Origin of the sequence: Sphingomonas sp. ABOLH (assembly GCF_003951715.1) — a bacterium.
Classification (GTDB): Bacteria; Pseudomonadota; Alphaproteobacteria; order Sphingomonadales; family Sphingomonadaceae; genus Sphingomonas; species Sphingomonas hankookensis_A.
Window position 1 is genome coordinate 21,332 of the sequence record NZ_QQWV01000038.1, and the last position, 15,559, is coordinate 36,890.

12 protein-coding genes and 1 pseudogene are annotated in these 15,559 nt (G+C 68.6%); 7 read left to right on the forward strand and 6 right to left on the reverse strand.

Annotated features, from left to right (window positions below):
* Window positions 1-106: 106 nt before the first annotated feature.
* Entirely contained in the window at window positions 107-2,695 is a 2,589-nt protein-coding gene (gene pepN / locus CA237_RS15180) for an aminopeptidase N (RefSeq protein WP_126014592.1), read from the reverse strand.
* 96 nt (window positions 2,696-2,791) lie between these two features.
* On the opposite strand from pepN, the gene CA237_RS15185 reads away from it, so the two are divergent.
* From CA237_RS15185 to CA237_RS15195, 3 genes are all read left to right on the forward strand, one after another.
* Window positions 2,792-4,465 carry a M28 family metallopeptidase gene (locus tag CA237_RS15185; protein ID WP_126014594.1) on the forward strand — a complete coding sequence of 558 codons (1,674 nt, stop codon included), beginning with the start codon at window positions 2,792-2,794 and terminating at the stop codon, window positions 4,463-4,465.
* A gap of 135 nt (window positions 4,466-4,600) precedes the next feature.
* A complete protein-coding gene (locus tag CA237_RS15190; protein ID WP_126014596.1) occupies window positions 4,601-6,214 on the forward strand; it encodes a M28 family metallopeptidase in 1,614 nt (537 codons plus the stop codon).
* Between the two features lie 120 nt (window positions 6,215-6,334).
* Window positions 6,335-7,162 carry an NAD(P)-dependent oxidoreductase gene (locus CA237_RS15195; protein WP_066688902.1) on the forward strand — a complete coding sequence of 276 codons (828 nt, stop codon included), beginning with the start codon at window positions 6,335-6,337 and terminating at the stop codon, window positions 7,160-7,162.
* Here the strand turns inward: CA237_RS15195 and CA237_RS15200 are convergent.
* The 3 genes from CA237_RS15200 to CA237_RS15210 all read right to left on the reverse strand — a co-directional run bounded on the left by CA237_RS15200 (window position 7,072) and on the right by CA237_RS15210 (window position 12,436).
* The gene (locus CA237_RS15200) at window positions 7,072-7,983 is read right to left on the reverse strand and encodes an EamA family transporter (RefSeq protein WP_066688898.1); all 912 of its coding nucleotides are present in this window, start codon (window positions 7,981-7,983) and stop codon (window positions 7,072-7,074) included. The two genes, CA237_RS15195 and CA237_RS15200, sit on opposite strands and share 91 nt — an antisense overlap.
* Window positions 7,980-8,981, reverse strand: a complete 1,002-nt coding sequence (locus CA237_RS15205) for a beta-eliminating lyase-related protein (RefSeq protein ID WP_066688896.1) — start codon at window positions 8,979-8,981, stop codon at window positions 7,980-7,982. The genes CA237_RS15200 and CA237_RS15205 overlap by 4 nt, the downstream gene beginning before the upstream one ends.
* A 1,295-nt stretch (window positions 8,982-10,276) precedes the next feature.
* Window positions 10,277-12,436: a transglycosylase domain-containing protein gene (locus CA237_RS15210; protein WP_066688892.1), complete on the reverse strand. Its 2,160-nt coding sequence runs from the start codon at window positions 12,434-12,436 to the stop codon at window positions 10,277-10,279.
* A gap of 262 nt (window positions 12,437-12,698) precedes the next feature.
* Here CA237_RS15210 and CA237_RS15215 point away from each other — a divergent pair, with 262 nt between their 5' ends.
* Window positions 12,699-13,061, forward strand: a complete 363-nt coding sequence (locus CA237_RS15215; RefSeq protein ID WP_066688891.1) for a DUF4440 domain-containing protein — start codon at window positions 12,699-12,701, stop codon at window positions 13,059-13,061.
* A gap of 27 nt (window positions 13,062-13,088) precedes the next feature.
* Here the strand turns inward: CA237_RS15215 and CA237_RS15220 are convergent, their stop codons facing one another.
* Both CA237_RS15220 and CA237_RS15225 read right to left on the reverse strand, forming a co-directional pair.
* Window positions 13,089-13,535: a DUF3291 domain-containing protein gene (locus CA237_RS15220; RefSeq protein WP_066688884.1), complete on the reverse strand. Its 447-nt coding sequence runs from the start codon at window positions 13,533-13,535 to the stop codon at window positions 13,089-13,091.
* A complete protein-coding gene (locus CA237_RS15225; RefSeq protein ID WP_066688883.1) occupies window positions 13,532-14,098 on the reverse strand; it encodes an HNH endonuclease in 567 nt (188 codons plus the stop codon). Before CA237_RS15225 ends, CA237_RS15220 begins: the two co-directional genes overlap by 4 nt.
* Before the next feature lie 56 nt (window positions 14,099-14,154).
* Between CA237_RS15225 and gluQRS the strand changes: the two genes are divergently transcribed.
* From gluQRS to CA237_RS15240, 3 genes and pseudogenes are all read left to right on the forward strand, one after another.
* Window positions 14,155-15,054 carry a tRNA glutamyl-Q(34) synthetase GluQRS gene (gene gluQRS / locus CA237_RS15230; RefSeq protein WP_126014598.1) on the forward strand — a complete coding sequence of 300 codons (900 nt, stop codon included), beginning with the start codon at window positions 14,155-14,157 and terminating at the stop codon, window positions 15,052-15,054.
* Window positions 15,055-15,063: 9 nt separating this feature from the next.
* Window positions 15,064-15,291 carry a twin transmembrane helix small protein gene (locus CA237_RS15235; protein WP_066688881.1) on the forward strand — a complete coding sequence of 76 codons (228 nt, stop codon included), beginning with the start codon at window positions 15,064-15,066 and terminating at the stop codon, window positions 15,289-15,291.
* A gap of 8 nt (window positions 15,292-15,299) precedes the next feature.
* Window positions 15,300-15,559, forward strand: a pseudogene (locus CA237_RS15240) (ATP:cob(I)alamin adenosyltransferase); the annotation flags it as partial.

Consider the following 15,559-nt stretch of genomic DNA (forward strand, 5'->3'; position numbering starts at 1 on the left):
GGTTCTGGACGTCACCCCAGCGAAGGCTGGGGTCTTTTGCGGCTCCTGCTGCGCGCCGTCACCAAGAGATCCCAGCCTTCGCTGGGATGACGCCCGTTGCTCGGAATCAGCTGAGCGACTTCCCCACCTGTTCCAGCATATCCTTCGACAGCCCCGGCACCGACAGGATCCGGTCGAGCTGCGCCCGCATCAATTCCCCGCGCGTGCGGTCGAACCGGCGCCAGCGGCCGAGCGGTGGCAGCATCTTGGCGGCGGTCTGCGGATTGATCCGGTCGAGTGCGATCAGCTGGTCGGCGAGGAACCGGTATCCGGCACCGTCGGCGCGGTGGAACGCCTTCTGGTTCATGCTGAACGCGCCGATCAGCGCGCGGGCACGGTTGGGGTTGGTGAGCGTAAAGTCGCGATGCCCGGCCAGCTCCTCGACCTGCTCGAACGTATCGGCACGGGTCGACAGCGCCTGGGTGGTGAACCATTTGTCCAGCACCAGCGGATTGTCGCGGTAGCGGTTGTAGAAGATGTCGAGCGCGGCGATCCGGTCGTCGGAGTCCGAATTGACCAGCGTCATCAACGCGCCCTGACGGTCGGTCATGTTGTCAGCCTGCTCGAACTGGGCAAAGGCGATCGCGTCGGCGTCGCTCGCCCCCGATGCGGCGATATAGCCGAGCGCCACGGTGCGCAGCCGCCGCTTGCCCTTGGCATCGGGAGTATATTCGAACGCATCCGCCTCCGTCGCGGCATAGGCGGCGCGCCATTCGGGCAGCAGCGCCCGGCCGATATCGCTGCGCAGCGCCTCACGCGCGGCAAAGATCGCGTCGGGATCGACCACGCCCATCTGGTCGCCGATGAAGCTGTCCGAGGGTAGCAGGACCGCTTCCGCGACGAACGCCCGGTCGAGGCGGTCGTCGGCCAAGGTGTTGGCGATGGCGTCGATCACCGCCGCGTGATCGCCATGGCCGCTGGCGACCGAGGCGACCAGCGTGTCGAGCATCAGCTGCTGCATCGCTTCGTAGCGGGCGAAGGGATCGTCGTCGTGCGCGCTGAGGAACGCAAGGTCGGCCGACGTCCGATCGGTCTCCACGATCACCGGCGCCGAGAAACCGCGATTGATCGACAGCACCGGGCGTTCGGTGACCGTTTCGAAAGTGATCGTCGCCGCGTCCTGATCGAACAGGAACAGCCGTTCGTCGCTCAAGGGACGGCCGGTTTCCGCACCGAACAGGCGGAGTTTGAGCGGCAGCACCATCGGTTGCTTGGTCTGCTGGCCCGGCGTCGGCGGCACCGCCTGGCGCAGCGACAGCGTGGCGCGACCGCCGCCGGGGAAATGTTCGAGCGTCGCGGACACGCGCGGCGTGCCGGCCTGTTCGTACCAGCGGCGGAAGGCGGACAGGTCGACGCCCGACGCATCCTCCATCGCCACCACGAAATCCTCGCAGGTCGCCGCCGTCCCGTCATGGCGGCTGAAATACAGGTCGGTGCCGGCGCGGAACGCGACCGGCCCGAGGATCGTCGCGATCATCCGCACGACCTCCGCGCCCTTGTTATAGATGGTCGCGGTGTAGAAGTTGCTGATCTCCTGATAGGCGTCGGGCCGGATCGGATGGGCGAGCGGCCCGGCATCCTCGGGGAATTGCGACGCGCGCAGGGATCGCACATCCTCGATCCGCTTGACCGCGGCCGACCCCTGATCGGCGGAGAATTGCTGGTCGCGCAGGACGGTGAAGCCTTCCTTCAGCGACAGCTGGAACCAGTCGCGGCAGGTGACGCGATTGCCCGACCAGTTGTGGAAATATTCGTGCGCGACGACGGCGGCGATCCCATCATAGTCGTAATCGGTCGCGGTATCGGGGTCGGCGAGGATGTAGCGGCTGTTGAAGATGTTCAGCCCCTTATTTTCCATCGCCCCGAAATTGAAATCGTCGACCGCGACGATGTTGAACACGTCGAGATCATATTCGCGGCCATAGACCCGCTCGTCCCATGCCATCGAGGTCTTGAGCGCGCGCATCGCATGGTCGGTCTTCGCCAGATCGGGCGCCCGGACCCAGATGCCGAGCTGCACCTCGCGGCCCGAAGCGGTGACGAACTGCGCGCGATTGGCGACGAGGTCGCCGGCGACCAGCGCGAAGAGGTAGCTCGGCTTGGGGAAGGGGTCCGACCATTCCGCCCAGTGGCGGCCGTCGCCCAGATCGCCGGACGCGACCGGATCGCCATTGGCGAGCAGTACCGGTAAGCGCGCCTTGTCCGCGACCATCCGCACCCGGTAGCGGCTGAGGATGTCGGGCCGGTCGGGGAAGAAGGTGATGCGGCGGAAGCCCTCCGCCTCGCACTGGGTGCACAGATTCCCGCCCGAGGCGTAGAGGCCCATCAGCTGGGTATTCGCCTGCGGTTCGATGACGACTTCGGTAGTGATTTCATGGGTGTCGCCCGGCAGGTCGAGCACCAGCGCGCCATCCTCCAGCCGCCAATCATTGTGTGGCGTGCCGTCGACCAGCACCGATCGCGGCGTCAATCCGTCGCCGTCGAGCCGCAGCGGGCCGTCGCCGTTGCGGGTCACCGACAGCGTGGCGGTCACGCGGGTCGCCTGCGGGTCGAGATCGAAATCCAGCGCGATTTCCGGCACATGCCATGCCGGCGGGCGATAATCGCTGCGGCGGATGACGGGCGGGGTCATCGGGGTACGCGTCGCATCGACCATCATCTTCCTCGACTCTCAATCATGGCGGCACCCGCGTTGCGCGGGGCCACGGCACAAGCTACGCCTGTATCTATGGTCGCTTGTCGAAGGATTCCAATGTTCCGTCCAGCCTTGTTGCTCGGTCTTCTCATCAGCACCGCCGCCATCGCGCAGGATGCGCCGCCGGTTGCCGCTCCCGCCGCCCCCACCGCCGCGGAAAGCCAAGCGCGCAATGCCGAGCTGAACGCCGTCCTGCCGCCGGCACAGGCGGCGATGAAGGCGCATGTCATGTTCCTGGCGAGCGACGCGATGCGCGGCCGCGACGCCGGCTCGCCCGAATATGATATCGCCGCCAATTACGTCGCGTCGCAATTCTATGCGGCGGGGCTGCGCCCGGCGGGCGACGATGGCAGCTATCTAGAGAAGGTGCCGCTGATCAAGGTCGGCCCGGCGGACATGGGCAAGCTGAGCCTCAACGGGCAGGCGCTGACCTTCGGCCAGGATTATCTGCCGGGGGTCAATCCGGCGTCGGCGGAGACGACGCTGGCGGCGCCGGTGGTCTATGTCGGGTACGGCGTGTCGTCGCCGACCCGCGACGACTATGCGGGCCTCGACGTGCGCGGCAAGATCGTGGCGGTGGTGCGCGGGGCGCCCAGCGGACTCGACACCGAGGAAGCGGCGCATTTCGGCGGCCTGCCGACCAAGGCGGCGATCGCCAGGGCAAAGGGCGCGGTCGGCATCATCGCGCTCCAGACCCCGGAGGTTTCCGCGCGGATGCCGATGGCCAAGACCGTCGCCACCGCCCAGCCGACCAGCGTCACCTGGGCCGAGGCCGACGGCAAGGGGCACATCATCGGCGGCGGCGTGCCGACGCTGGCGACGCTGAGCGCGGCCGGTGCCGAAAAGCTGTTCGCCGGATCGGGCACCAGCTGGGCCAAGGCGGCGAGCGCGCTGTCGGGCAAGGGCAAGTTCCGCGGGCTGGCGCTGAAGCCGCGTCTCGACGTGGCGATCAAGACGGTCACCACCCCGCTGCCGAGCTACAACGTCGCCGGCATCCTGCCGGGCAGCGATCCGGCCGTCGCGCCGGAAACGGTCATCCTGTCGGCGCATCTCGACCATGTCGGGGTCGGCACGCCGAACAAGAAGGGCGACACGATCTATAACGGGGCGATGGACAATGCGGTCGGCATCGCCTCGCTGATCGAGGAGGCCAAACGGTTCAAGGCGGCGGGCAAGGCGCCGCGCCGCTCGATCCTGTTCCTGGCGGTCACGGCGGAGGAGAAGGGGCTGGTCGGTTCCGATTACTTCGCCAACAATCCGACGATCGGAAAGGCGCGGATGGTCGCCAACGTCAATCTCGACATGCCGATCATCACCTACAAGTTCAGCGATGTCATCGCGTTCGGCGCGGTACGATCGAGCCTGGGCGACATCGTGAAGCGTGCGGCGGCGACGGCGGGCGCGACCTTCTCGCCCGATCCGATGCCCGACATGGCGCTGTTCGTGCGGTCGGACCATTATCGGTTCGTGCAGCAGGGCGTGCCGTCGGTGTTCCTGTGGCCGGGCACGTCGGGGCCGGGCAAGGCGGCGGTCGATGCGTTCTTCGCCAATAATTACCACCAGCCGTCGGACGAGGTGGTGCAGAGCCCGCCGATCGATTGGGAATCGGGCGAACGCTTCATCAACGTCAATTACCAGATCGCCCGCGACATCGCCGACGCCCCCCAGCGGCCGGCGTGGAACAAGGGCGATTTCTTCGGCACGCTGTATAACGGGTACGGCGCGAAGTAACTCCGGCTAGCCACGTCATCCCGGCGAAGGCCGGGATCCAAGGTTCCGCAAGCGCCGAAGCGTTCGGTTATGCGGCACGGTGGATCCCGGCCTTCGCCGGGATGACGAATTGGGATGACGTGATTGAGGATTTTCATGCGCCTTCTTCCGCTTGCACTGTTGCTGGCATCCACGGGCGCGCTCGCCCAGACCGCACCGCTGACGCCCGAAGAGGCGGCGATGCGGGCGCATGTCGCGTTCCTGGCATCCGACGACATGAAGGGCCGGGCGCCCGGTACGCCCGAATATGATCGTGCCGCCGCCTATGTCGCCGAGCAGATGCGCGCCGCCGGCCTGCAACCGGCGGGCGACAACGGCACCTATCTGCAGAGCGTGCCGCTCGCCTCCGCCGTGCCGGCAGGGAAGGGGAGCCTGACCGCCGCCGGGCGGCCGGCACTGACCTTCGGCAGCGATTATCTGACCTCGACCAGCTTCCTCGAACCCGATTTCCGCCGGTCGGGTGAGGTGGTGTTCGTCGGGCGCGGCGTGGTCGATGCGGCGAACGGCATCGACGATTATGCCGGGCTGGACGTGGGCGGCAAGATCGTCGCCTATCTCTACGGCGCGCCGGCCAGCCTGCCGAGCGAGATCCGCGCGCATCTGGCGAGCGGCGATACCAAGCGGGCGACGGCGGCGGCCAAGGGCGCGATCGGCGTGATCCAGATCGAGAATACCGAACAGACGCATCGCTATCCCTTCAGCTATCTGATGTCGGTCTATCGCAGCCCACGCATGACGTGGGTCGGCAAGGACGGGCGTCCGCATGTCGCGGGTAGCGGCGCGCCGTCGGTCGCGTCGCTCAGCGCGGCGGGTGCGGCCAAGCTGTTCACCGGATCGGCGCTCGACTGGGCCGCGGTGGTGAAGGCGGATGCCGCCGGACAGGCGATGCCGCGCGGCGCCACCGGCGTGCGGGTGTCGACGAAGCAGCGCTCCAGGGTGACGCGCTTCACCAGCAGCAACGTCGTCGGCGTGCTGCCGGGCAGCGATCCGGCGCTGAAGGGCGAATATGTCGCGCTGTCGGCGCATCTCGACCATATCGGCATTTCGACCGACCCGACCCTGCCCAAGGGCGCGGACCGCATCAACAACGGGGCGATGGACAATGGCGTCGGCACGGCGGCGATGATCGAAGTGGCGAAACAATTCGCCGCCGACGCGCGCAAGCCCCGCCGCAGCCTGATCTTCGTCAGCGTGACGGCCGAGGAGAAGGGGCTGATCGGCAGCGAATATTTCGCGCTGCACCCGACCGTGCCCCAGGGGGCCATCGTCGCCGACGTCAATCTCGACATGCCGATCCTGTCCTATCGCTTCGAGGACATGGTCGCGATCGGCGCCGACCATTCGACCGTGGCGCAGGCGGTGGCGCGGGCGGCGGGCAAGCGCGGGATTGCGCTCAGCCCCGATCCCGAGCCGGAAGAGGCGATCTTCGTGCGGTCCGACCATTACAGCTTCGTCAAGGCGGGGATTCCGGCGGTGTCGCTCGACACCGGATGGAAGGGGCCGGGCAAGGCGGCGGTCGCCGATTTTCTGGAGCATCGCTATCACCAGCCGGGCGACGACATGAACCAGACATTCGACTGGACGGCGGGGCGGGTGTTCGTTGCGATCAACCACGATATCGCGCTCGACCTGGCCGATGCGGATGCGCGGCCGCGGTGGAACAAGGGCGATTATTTCGGGGTGTTGTATAACGGCTATGGGGCGAAGTGAGCCTGAGCGGCCCGCTGCCGTACCCCCGCGCAGGCGGGGGTCCAGAGCCAGGCAGGACGCCGTTTCGATCGTAATCCTGGACCCCCGCCTGCGGGGGTACGGCGTAGCTGGAGTATCGCTGTGCGCCTGCTGATCTTCGGGTTGGGATATACGTCGCGGGCGATTGCGGCGCGGCTGGAGCCTAGGGGCTGGCGGGTCGTGGGCACGACGCGGGACGGGCGCGACGGCAGCATCGCCTTTGCCGACCGCGACCGGGTGCGGTTCGAGGCGGAACAGGCGACCGCGATCCTGTCCAGCGTGCCGCCGGACAAGGACGGCGATCCGGTGCTGGAACGGTATCGCGACGTGCTGGGCGGGCGGACGCTCGCCTATCTGTCGTCGACCGGGGTGTATGGCGATGCCGGCGGCGGCTGGGTCGATGAGAGTGCGCCGATCGCCGGGCGGCGGGCGAACCGCAATGCGGCGGATGCGGCATGGCTGGCGCTGGGGGCGCGGGTGTTCCGGCTCCCGGGCATCTATGGGCCGGGACGATCGCCCTTGGAGCGGGTGGCGGCGGGGGAGGCGCACCGGGTCGATTGTCCGGGACAGGTGTTCAGCCGGGTGCACGTGGCGGATGTTGCCAAAGGTGTGGCGTATGGCCTCACAAAACCGGCAGGATCGTATAACGTATCCGATAATCTGCCGGCGTCGCAGAACGAAGTGGTGGAATATGCCGCGCGGCTGCTGGGCGTGGCGCCGCCGCCGTTCGTGCCCCTGGAGACGCTGAGTCCGATGGCGCGGGCCTTTTATGGCGAGAACCGGCGGGTGGCGAACGGCAAGGCGAAGCGGCTGCTGGGCTGGGCGCCCGACTATCCCGATTACCGGTTCGGTCTGCGCGCCTTGAGCGCCACCACCAGCCCGGCCAAGGCCAGCGCCGCACCCGCCCCGGCGAGTGGCGACCAGCGATAATCTTCGAACAAAGTTGACAGCAGCATCGCGATGACCGGCACGACGACGCCGTTATAGGCCGCCTTGGCCGGGCCGATCGTGCGAATAAGCCCGTAATACAAGGTGAAGGCGACCGCCGAGGCGATGATGCCGAGGTAGAGCAGCCCGCCAACATAGGACCAGCGCCAGTCGAACACCGGCGGCCCGACGGTCAGGCTGGCATAGGCGGCGTCGATGGCGGCCCCGATCAGCATCGCGACGCCGAGCAGCGGCACCATCGGATAGGCCCGCGCGGTCGGTGTCGCCTGCATGACGTTGGCGACCGATGCCGCGAACACGCCGGCGAGCGCAATGCCCAGCCCCAGCACGACCGCCGGGCCGTTTTCGGGATGCTCGCGCGCTTCGTGGAGGAACAGCAGGGCGACGCCGGCCAGCGCGATCGCCGATCCGACCAGCAGCTGCCGCCCCATGCGCTGCCCGAGGAAAATGCGCGCGAGGATCGAATTGGGCACGACCAGCAGCGCATACATCAGCGCGACCAGCCCCGAGGTGACATATTGTTCGGAGCGGTAGACGAAATTGAAGTTGAGGCAGAATTGCGCAAGGCCAAGGCCGGCGGCGAACAGCCAGCCGCGCCGGTCGAGCCGCACCCGGTCGCCGCGCCACCAGCCCCAGGCGAGCATCGTCACGCCCGCGATGACGAAGCGATAGGTGACCGACCACGACGCCGGCACCACGCCCAATTGGTCGCGGATCACGATCCAGGTCGATCCCCAGATCAGCGTGACGATGGCGAAGGGGATCAGGACCGCCGGGGTCGCCGAACGCGGGGTGTCGCTCATAGCGCGGCGATCGCTTGTGCCAGCGGGGCGACGGTCGCCGCGTCCTGATCCCATGCCACCACCAGTCGCGCTTGTCCCACGCCCCAGTCGTAGAAATCGAACCCCTGCGCGCGCAGGGCGGCGGCTTCGTCGGCGGTAAGGCGCAGGAACACCTCGTTCGCCTCGACCGCATGGACCAGCCGGTCGCCCGCTGCCTGCGCCAGCATCGCCGCCCCGGCATTGGCGACGCGGGCATTGGCGAGCCAGACATCGCCGTCGAGCATCGCCAGCAGCTGCGCGGCGAGGAAGCGGCCCTTCGACGCGAGCAGCCCGGCACGCTTGCGGCGATAGCGGGCGACCTTGGCGAGTTCGGGGCGGAAGAAGACCAGCGCCTCGGCTGACATGCCGCCATTCTTGATGAAGCCGAACGACAGCGCGTCGACGCCCGCCTGCCACGTCACGTCGGCGGGGGTGCAGCCGAGATGGGCGATAGCGTTGGCGAAGCGGGCGCCGTCCATGTGCAGGCCGAGGTTGCGGGCCTTGGCGAGCGCGCCGATCGCGGCGACCTCGTCCGGGGTATAGACCCGGCCGGCCTCGGTCGCCTGGGTGATCGAGACGGCGTGCGGCTGCACCTGATGTACGTCGTCGCGGATGGTCGACAGGAAGGCGTCGATGGTCGGCGCGTCGAGCTTCGCGCCGTCGCCGTCCAGCAGCATCAGCTTGGCGCCATGGGTGTAGAATTCGGGGGCGCCGCCCTCGTCATTCTGGATGTGCGCTTCGGCGTGGCAGACGATGCCGCCATGCGGCGGGCACATCGCGGTCAGCGCGAGGCAGTTGGCCGCCGTGCCGCTCGGCACCCACAGCACCGCCACCTCGCAGCCGAACAGGTCGGCGAAGCGCGCGTCGAGGCGGCGGCTCAGCGCGTCGCCGTCATAGGCGGTGTCCTGTCCGTTCGCGGCGACGATCGCGTCGAGGACGGCGGGACAGGCGGGGGCGGCGTTGTCGGAAAAAAAGCGCATGCCAATGCCTTGGGCGGATCGGGGTTGGGGGTCAACCGGGGGTGCGGAGTCGTTCGCTATCCCGGCGCAGGGCGTGGCTCCGGCGCGCTGCCACATCCCCGCGCAGGCGGGGATCCAGGGTGACATGCGCAACGCTTCGGTCTGGCTGGCGCTGGCCCCCCGCCTGCGCGGGGGTGCGGTCGGTGAGACGTCGAGCTTCCGGTTCGACGGTCGCGGAAGAAGCGGGACCCCGGGTCGAGCCCGGGGTGGCGGGGGGGGGGGGTGCTTTCCCGCCATCGTCACTCCCGCGGAGGCGGGAGGCTATTGGCGCTGGCGTTCGGGATGGACGCGCCGGCGTTGCGTCTATGGATTCCCGCCTGCGCGGGAATGACGATAGGGACGCTATGAAGCGCCACATCCCCGCGCAGGCGGGGATCCAGGGTGACATGCGCATCGCTTCGGTCTGGCTGGCTCTGGACCCCCGCCTGCGCGGGGGTACGGTCGGTGGGAACGTCGAGCTTCAGGTTCGGCGGTCGCGGAAGAAGCGGGACCCCGGGTCGAGCCCGGGGTGACGGGGAGGGGGGCGGTGCTTCCCGCCATCGTCACTCCCGCGGAGGCGGGAGGCTATTGGCGCTGGCGTTCGGGATGGACGCGCCGGCGTTGCGTCTATGGATTCCCGCCTGCGCGGGAATGACGATAGGGACGCTATGAAGCGCCACATCCCCGCGCAGGCGGGGATCCAGGGTGACATGCGCATCGCTTCGGTCTGGCTGGCTCTGGACCCCCGCCTGCGCGGGGGTACGGTCGGTGGGAACGTCGAGCTTCAGGTTCGGCGGTCGCGGAAGAAGCGGGACCCCGGGTCGAGCCCGGGGTGACGGGGAGGGGGGCGGTGCTTCCCGCCATCGTCACTCCCGCGGAGGCGGGAGGCTATTGGCGCTGGCGTTCGGGATGGACGCGCCGGCGTTGCGTCTATGGATTCCCGCCTGCGCGGGAATGACGATAGGGACGCTATGAAGCGCCACATCCCCGCGCAGGCGGGGATCCAGGGTGACATGCGCATCGCTTCGGTCTGGCTGGCTCTGGACCCCCGCCTGCGCGGGGGTACGGTCGGTGGGAACGTCGAGCTTCAGGTTCGGCGGTCGCGGAAGAAGCGGGACCCCGGGTCGAGCCCGGGGTGACGGGGAGGGGGGCGGTGCTTCCCGCCATCGTCACTCCCGCGGAGGCGGGAGGCTATTGGCGCTGGCGTTCGGGATGGACGCGCCGACGTTGCGTCTCTGGATTCCCGCCTTCGCGGGAATGACGAGGGTGCGTTCGCCCTATTGCTCGTCCTCTTCCGGCGGGCGGCGGTCTTCGGGCGGGGGCGGTTCTTCCTCGCGGCGGCGGCGGTCGTTGGGGCCGATGCGGACCTGGCCGTCGCGGTCGAGCGAGACGTCGAAGCCCGGCCCCTCGATCGTCGGCGGCGCGTCGAACGGGTTGCCGAGCATGTCCTGTACCGCGTCGATCGCATTGTCGATCGGTTCGGGTTCGGGCGCCGCGACCGGCACCGGATCGCGCAGGTTCAGCGCCTGTCGCATGAAGTCGCGCCAGATGCGCGCGGGCAGGCCGCCGCCGGCCAGCCCCGGATTAGTGCTGTTGTCGTCATTGCCGAGCCACACCCCGGCGACGATCCCGCCGGCATAGCCGATGAACAGCGCGTCGCGATTGTCCTGCGTCGTGCCGGTCTTGCCGAACGCATCGACCGGCAGGTTGGCGGCGATGCCGGTTCCCTGTCGGATCGAGGCGGCGAGCAGGGTGCGCATCCCCTCCAGCTCGTCACGCGACAGCGTGCGCCGGGTCGAACGCAGCCGGTCGAGCCAGGTCGGTTCGTCCTGTTGCGCCAGGCCGCGCGGGATCACCGGTGCCTCGCCCGCCGCGATCGCGGCATAGGCGCTGGTCAGTTCGAGCAGCGACGTGGTCGAGGTGCCGAGCGCGATCGACGCTTCGTTGGCGATCGGCGTGGTGATGCCGAGGTCGCGGGCGGCGCGGATGACGTTCTTGACGCCGACTTCCTTGGTCAGGCGGGCGGCGGCGACGTTGCTCGACCGCTGGAACGCGCGTTCCAGCGTGATCGTGCCGAGATAGCGCCCGTCGCTGTTCTTGGGGCTCCATTCGCCGATGGTGACCGGTTCGTCGAGCACCTGGCTCTGCGGATTGAGGCCCGATCGCAGTGCGGCGAGATAGACGAACAGCTTGAAGGTCGATCCGGGTTGGCGCCGCGCCTGTACCGCGCGGTTGAACGGGCTGGCGGCGTAATTCTTGCCGCCGACCATCGCGATCACCCGGCCATCGGGGCGCATCGCGACGATCGCGACCTGGGTCTGGCGAAGGCCGGCGTTGCGCACCGCGCGTTCGGCGGCGCGCTGCATGCGGATTTCCAGCGTCGTCGTCACCTTGCGATCCGCGCCGACGCCGCCTTCGCGGTCGCGCGCCTGCGGCAGCACCCAGTCGGCGAAATAGGTGCCCGAGGGCAGGGTGCTGTTGCCGGTGACGCGCAGCACGGCGGGCTTGACGCGGTTCGCCTCGGCCGGGGTGAGGTAGCCCGCGTCCTCCATCGCGCCGACGACGACCGCCTGCCGCGCACGCGCGCCCTTCAGGTTGCTGGTCGGGGCGAGGCGCGAGGGCGCTTTCACAAGGCCTGCCAGCATCGCCGCCTGTCCGACGGTCAGGTCCTTGGGCGCGCGGCTGAAATAATGGCGCGCGGCGGCGTCGAGGCCGTACGCATTGTCGCCGAAATAGGCGTTCGACAGGTAACGAGACATGATCTCGTCCTTGGTCAGCCACGCCTCCAGCCAGAAGGCGATAAGCACCTCGCGAATCTTGCGCGCGGCGGTGCGGTCCGAATCGAGGAACGCGTTCTTCGCCAGCTGTTGCGTGATCGTGCTGGCGCCCTGCCGCACGCCGCCCGCCGCGGTGTTGGTCCACATCGCCCGCGCGATCCCGCGCGGGTCGATGCCCCAATGGGTGCGGAAGCGGCGGTCCTCGATCGCCATGAACGCTTCGGTGACGTGCGCGGGCAGCCTGGCCGCGTCGACCGGCTTGCCGATGTTCGCACCGCGCTCGGCGATCGGCGTGCCTTCCGCCGACAGCAAGGTGATCGACGGCGGGGCGGGCGGTTCGAGCGATTTGGACATCGGCGCGGTGAACGCGAGCCAGCCGATGGCGAGGATCAGCAGCAGGATGAACACGCCCAGCCCGCGCATGGCCCAGCGCAGCCACCAGCGAAGCGGGCGCCGCTTCCTTGCGGCGGGGGGGGCTTCGGGGGGCGGGGGCGGCGTGCCCGCGCCGGGGAAGCTGCGGTCATAATCCGCCAGCGCGTCGTCGAACGCGGCCAGCCGCCGGCGCCGCTCCAGTGCCTCGCCGGTCAACGGGGTCGACAGGCGGCCGATCCGGCTGGGATCGATCGGGCCGGAGGGCGGGGACGGGGGATCGTAAGCCATGGTACCGGCCGTGTATTACCGGTCTGATACAGCCTCGGCAAGCGGACTTGCGGTGGGGTGAGGGTGATGTTTTCGATCCAGCGTTGCCGGATGAGGGCGGTGCCGGCCCGCTCCCCCACCCGGCCACCCACACGGTATCCTCGATGGGTGGCCGGGTGGGGGAGCGGGCCGGCACCGCATCCGCCGTGAGGCGGACGAACATGCCGCACGGAACCGGCAGATGGCCCAAACGCTAAACGCCGGCAACGACAGGAGAATCGCCGTGGACGACGATCGTATCTGGAATTTCGAGGAAAGCCTGTGGACCGCCGACGCGGCGCATTACGAGGAATCGGTCGACGACGCATGCCTGATGGTGCTGCCGACGCCGCCGTTCGTGTTCACGGGGCAGCAGGCCATCGACGCGGTCAAGGACACGCCGCGCTGGGAACAGGTGTCGCTGACCGAGCGCCAGGTCGCGCGGCCGCAGGAAGGGCTGATCGTCGTCGCGTACAAGGCGGAGGCGCACAAGGGAGGCGAGGCGTACACGGCGTACTGCACCTCGACCTATCGTTGGATCGAACATGGCGTGTGGACGGTGGTGCAGCACCAGCAGACTCCGCCGCTGACGTCGAAGGGCGAATAGACCGCGACGCCAAATCGTCACCCCGGGTCAAGCCCGGGGTGACGTTGAGTTTGGCGGTAGGTCGACGCCGGCTGTGACGCGTGGCGGCGTGAACGTCATCGGATCATGACCGGTCGCCGGACGATGTACCTTCGATACGCGACCTTCCGCCCGCATCCGGCGGTCGGCATCGTTCCAGTCGGGTAGCGTCGCATCGTCCTGTACCCAATGCACGATGCTCGCCTGATCGCACCAGCGCATCAGTTTCGGCATCGCGCGACGGTGCGGCCCGGCGGTCATGTACGCACGCATCGACGCAGCATCGTCCCACGCGGTCATCGTCCAATAGGTCTGGCGACGATCGGCCAGCATCCGCCCGCCGCGATAGCCCTCGGCGCGCCTTACCTGCCGCGCGCTCAACCACGTATCGATCAGGAACGCCGGCAGGAAGCGCGCGGACCGGATGCGCAGCCGGGTGATGCTGACGAAGGTCACGCCTCCAGCTCGACGTCCCAGTAGAGCCAGTCGTGCCAGGTTTCGTGCAGATGGTTGGGCGGGAAGCGGCGGCCCTGTTCCTGCAGCTGCCAGCTGGTCGGGCGGATCGGCTGGACATGGAGCGGCATCGCCGCCTGTTTGGGCGTCCGGCCGCCCTTGCGCAGGTTGCACGGCGCGCAGGCGGTGGCGACATTTTCCCAGGTCGTCCGCCCGCCTTGCGCGCGGGGTACGACGTGATCGAAGGTCAGGTCGTGGGTCGCGCCGCAATATTGGCAGCTGAACCGGTCGCGCAGGAACAGGTTGAAGCGGGTGAAGGCCGGGAATTCCGACGGCCGCACATATTGCTTGAGCGCGATGACCGAGGGCAGCTTGATCCGTGCGGTCGGGCTGCACACTTCGCGGTCATATTCGGCGACGATATCGACCCGGTCGAGGAATACGGCCTTTACCGCCGTCTGCCACGGCCACACGCTGAGCGGATAATAGCTCAACGGCGTATAGTCCGCGTTGAGCACCAGCGCGGGGCAGCCATCGGGATGGCGGAGGCGATCGGGATGGTACATGAAGTCCCCCTCGCGTAAACGTCGGCGCCGATATGATCGGCAACGATGACGCGGACATGACAGCACGGCGCGATACCCAAAGTCAAACCGGCGAGGTCGTCACCCGGTTCGCGCCCAGTCCTACGGGCGCGCTGCACGCGGGCCATGCGGTTGCGGCGATCGCGGCGCATGACCGGGCGCGGACGGCGGGCGGGCGGTTCCTGCTGCGGATCGAGGATATCGATACCGGCCGCAGCCGGCCGGAGCATGTCGCGGGCGTCCTGCGCGATCTGGAATGGCTGGGGCTGGCATGGGACGGGGAGGTCGTGTTCCAGTCGCATCGGATGGCGCGCTATGCCGATGCGCTCGACCGGTTGCGGGTAGCGGGCCTCGTCTATCCGTGTTTCTGCACCCGCGCCGATATCGCCCGCGAACTGGCGGCGAGCGCGTCGGCGCCGCATGGGGTCGATGGCGCGGTCTATCCGGGGACATGCCGCGCGATCCCGCCGGAGGTCGCCGCCGCGCGGCTGGGCGAGCCGCATGCGTGGCGGATCGATATGGCGCGGGCGGTGGCGCTGGCGGGGCCGCTGACATGGACCGACGAGCTGGCCGGCACGGTCGTGGCCGATCCGCTGGCACAGGGCGACGTGGTGCTGGCGCGCAAGGATGCGGGCACCAGCTATCATCTGGCGGTGACGGTGGACGATGCGGCGCAGGGGGTGACCCATGTCGTGCGTGGGCTGGACCTGTTCGCCGCGACGCATATCCACCGGTTGTTGCAGGCGCTGCTCGACCTGCCGGTGCCGGTGTGGCGGCACCACCCGCTGCTGCTGGGACCGGACGGGCAGCGGCTGGCCAAGCGCAACGGTGCGCCGACGCTGGCGGCGCTCCGGGACGGGGGCGTCGACGGGCGGGCGTTTGCCGATGATCTGCGGGCCGGTCGACTCCCCATTGGCTTTGCGCTGGCAAGTGCTTAGCTTGGCGTCATGAACACCTTCCTGGTCCTGTTGCTGATCGCGGCGATGATCGCGGTCGTCGTCGCGTTGATACGCGGCATCGTGTCGTTCCTGGCGCAGGGCAGCGCCGAGGCGCGGGGCGAGGGGCCGAGCGAACATGCGCTGAAATCGAACAAGATGATGCAGGCGCGCGTGCTGTTTCAGGCGATCGCGATCCTGATCGTCGTCGTGCTGCTGTTCTTCGCCGGACGCACCTGACCACGACGATGGTGAAGCTGACCAAGATCTACACCCGCACCGGCGACGGCGGGACCACCGGGCTGGTCGACGGATCGCGCGTGGCGAAGGACGCCGCGGTGATGCAGGCGATCGGCGATGTGGACGAGGCCAATTCGGCGCTGGGCGTCGCCATCGCCGCGCTTGTCCACCATCCCGACACTACGCACGTGCTCAACATCAGAGACCGTGTGGTAGATGTGGGGGTGCGACTAGACAGCGAGGCTCCGACAGACTCGGCGCTGCGGAC

Bases quoted from the DNA above. Each gene is read 5' to 3' on its own strand.
- CA237_RS15235 (WP_066688881.1), top strand. From the start codon at position 15,064: ATGAACACCTTCCTGGTCCTGTTGCTGATCGCGGCGATGATCGCGGTC.
- CA237_RS15210 (WP_066688892.1), bottom strand. From the start codon at position 12,436: ATGGCTTACGATCCCCCGTCCCCGCCCTCCGGCCCGATCGATCCCAGC.
- CA237_RS15225 (WP_066688883.1), bottom strand. From the start codon at position 14,098: ATGTACCATCCCGATCGCCTCCGCCATCCCGATGGCTGCCCCGCGCTG.
- CA237_RS15185 (WP_126014594.1), top strand. From the start codon at position 2,792: ATGTTCCGTCCAGCCTTGTTGCTCGGTCTTCTCATCAGCACCGCCGCC.
- CA237_RS15200 (WP_066688898.1), bottom strand. From the start codon at position 7,983: ATGAGCGACACCCCGCGTTCGGCGACCCCGGCGGTCCTGATCCCCTTC.
- CA237_RS15190 (WP_126014596.1), top strand. From the start codon at position 4,601: ATGCGCCTTCTTCCGCTTGCACTGTTGCTGGCATCCACGGGCGCGCTC.
- pepN (WP_126014592.1), bottom strand. From the start codon at position 2,695: ATGGTCGATGCGACGCGTACCCCGATGACCCCGCCCGTCATCCGCCGC.
- CA237_RS15205 (WP_066688896.1), bottom strand. From the start codon at position 8,981: ATGCGCTTTTTTTCCGACAACGCCGCCCCCGCCTGTCCCGCCGTCCTC.
- gluQRS (WP_126014598.1), top strand. From the start codon at position 14,155: ATGACAGCACGGCGCGATACCCAAAGTCAAACCGGCGAGGTCGTCACC.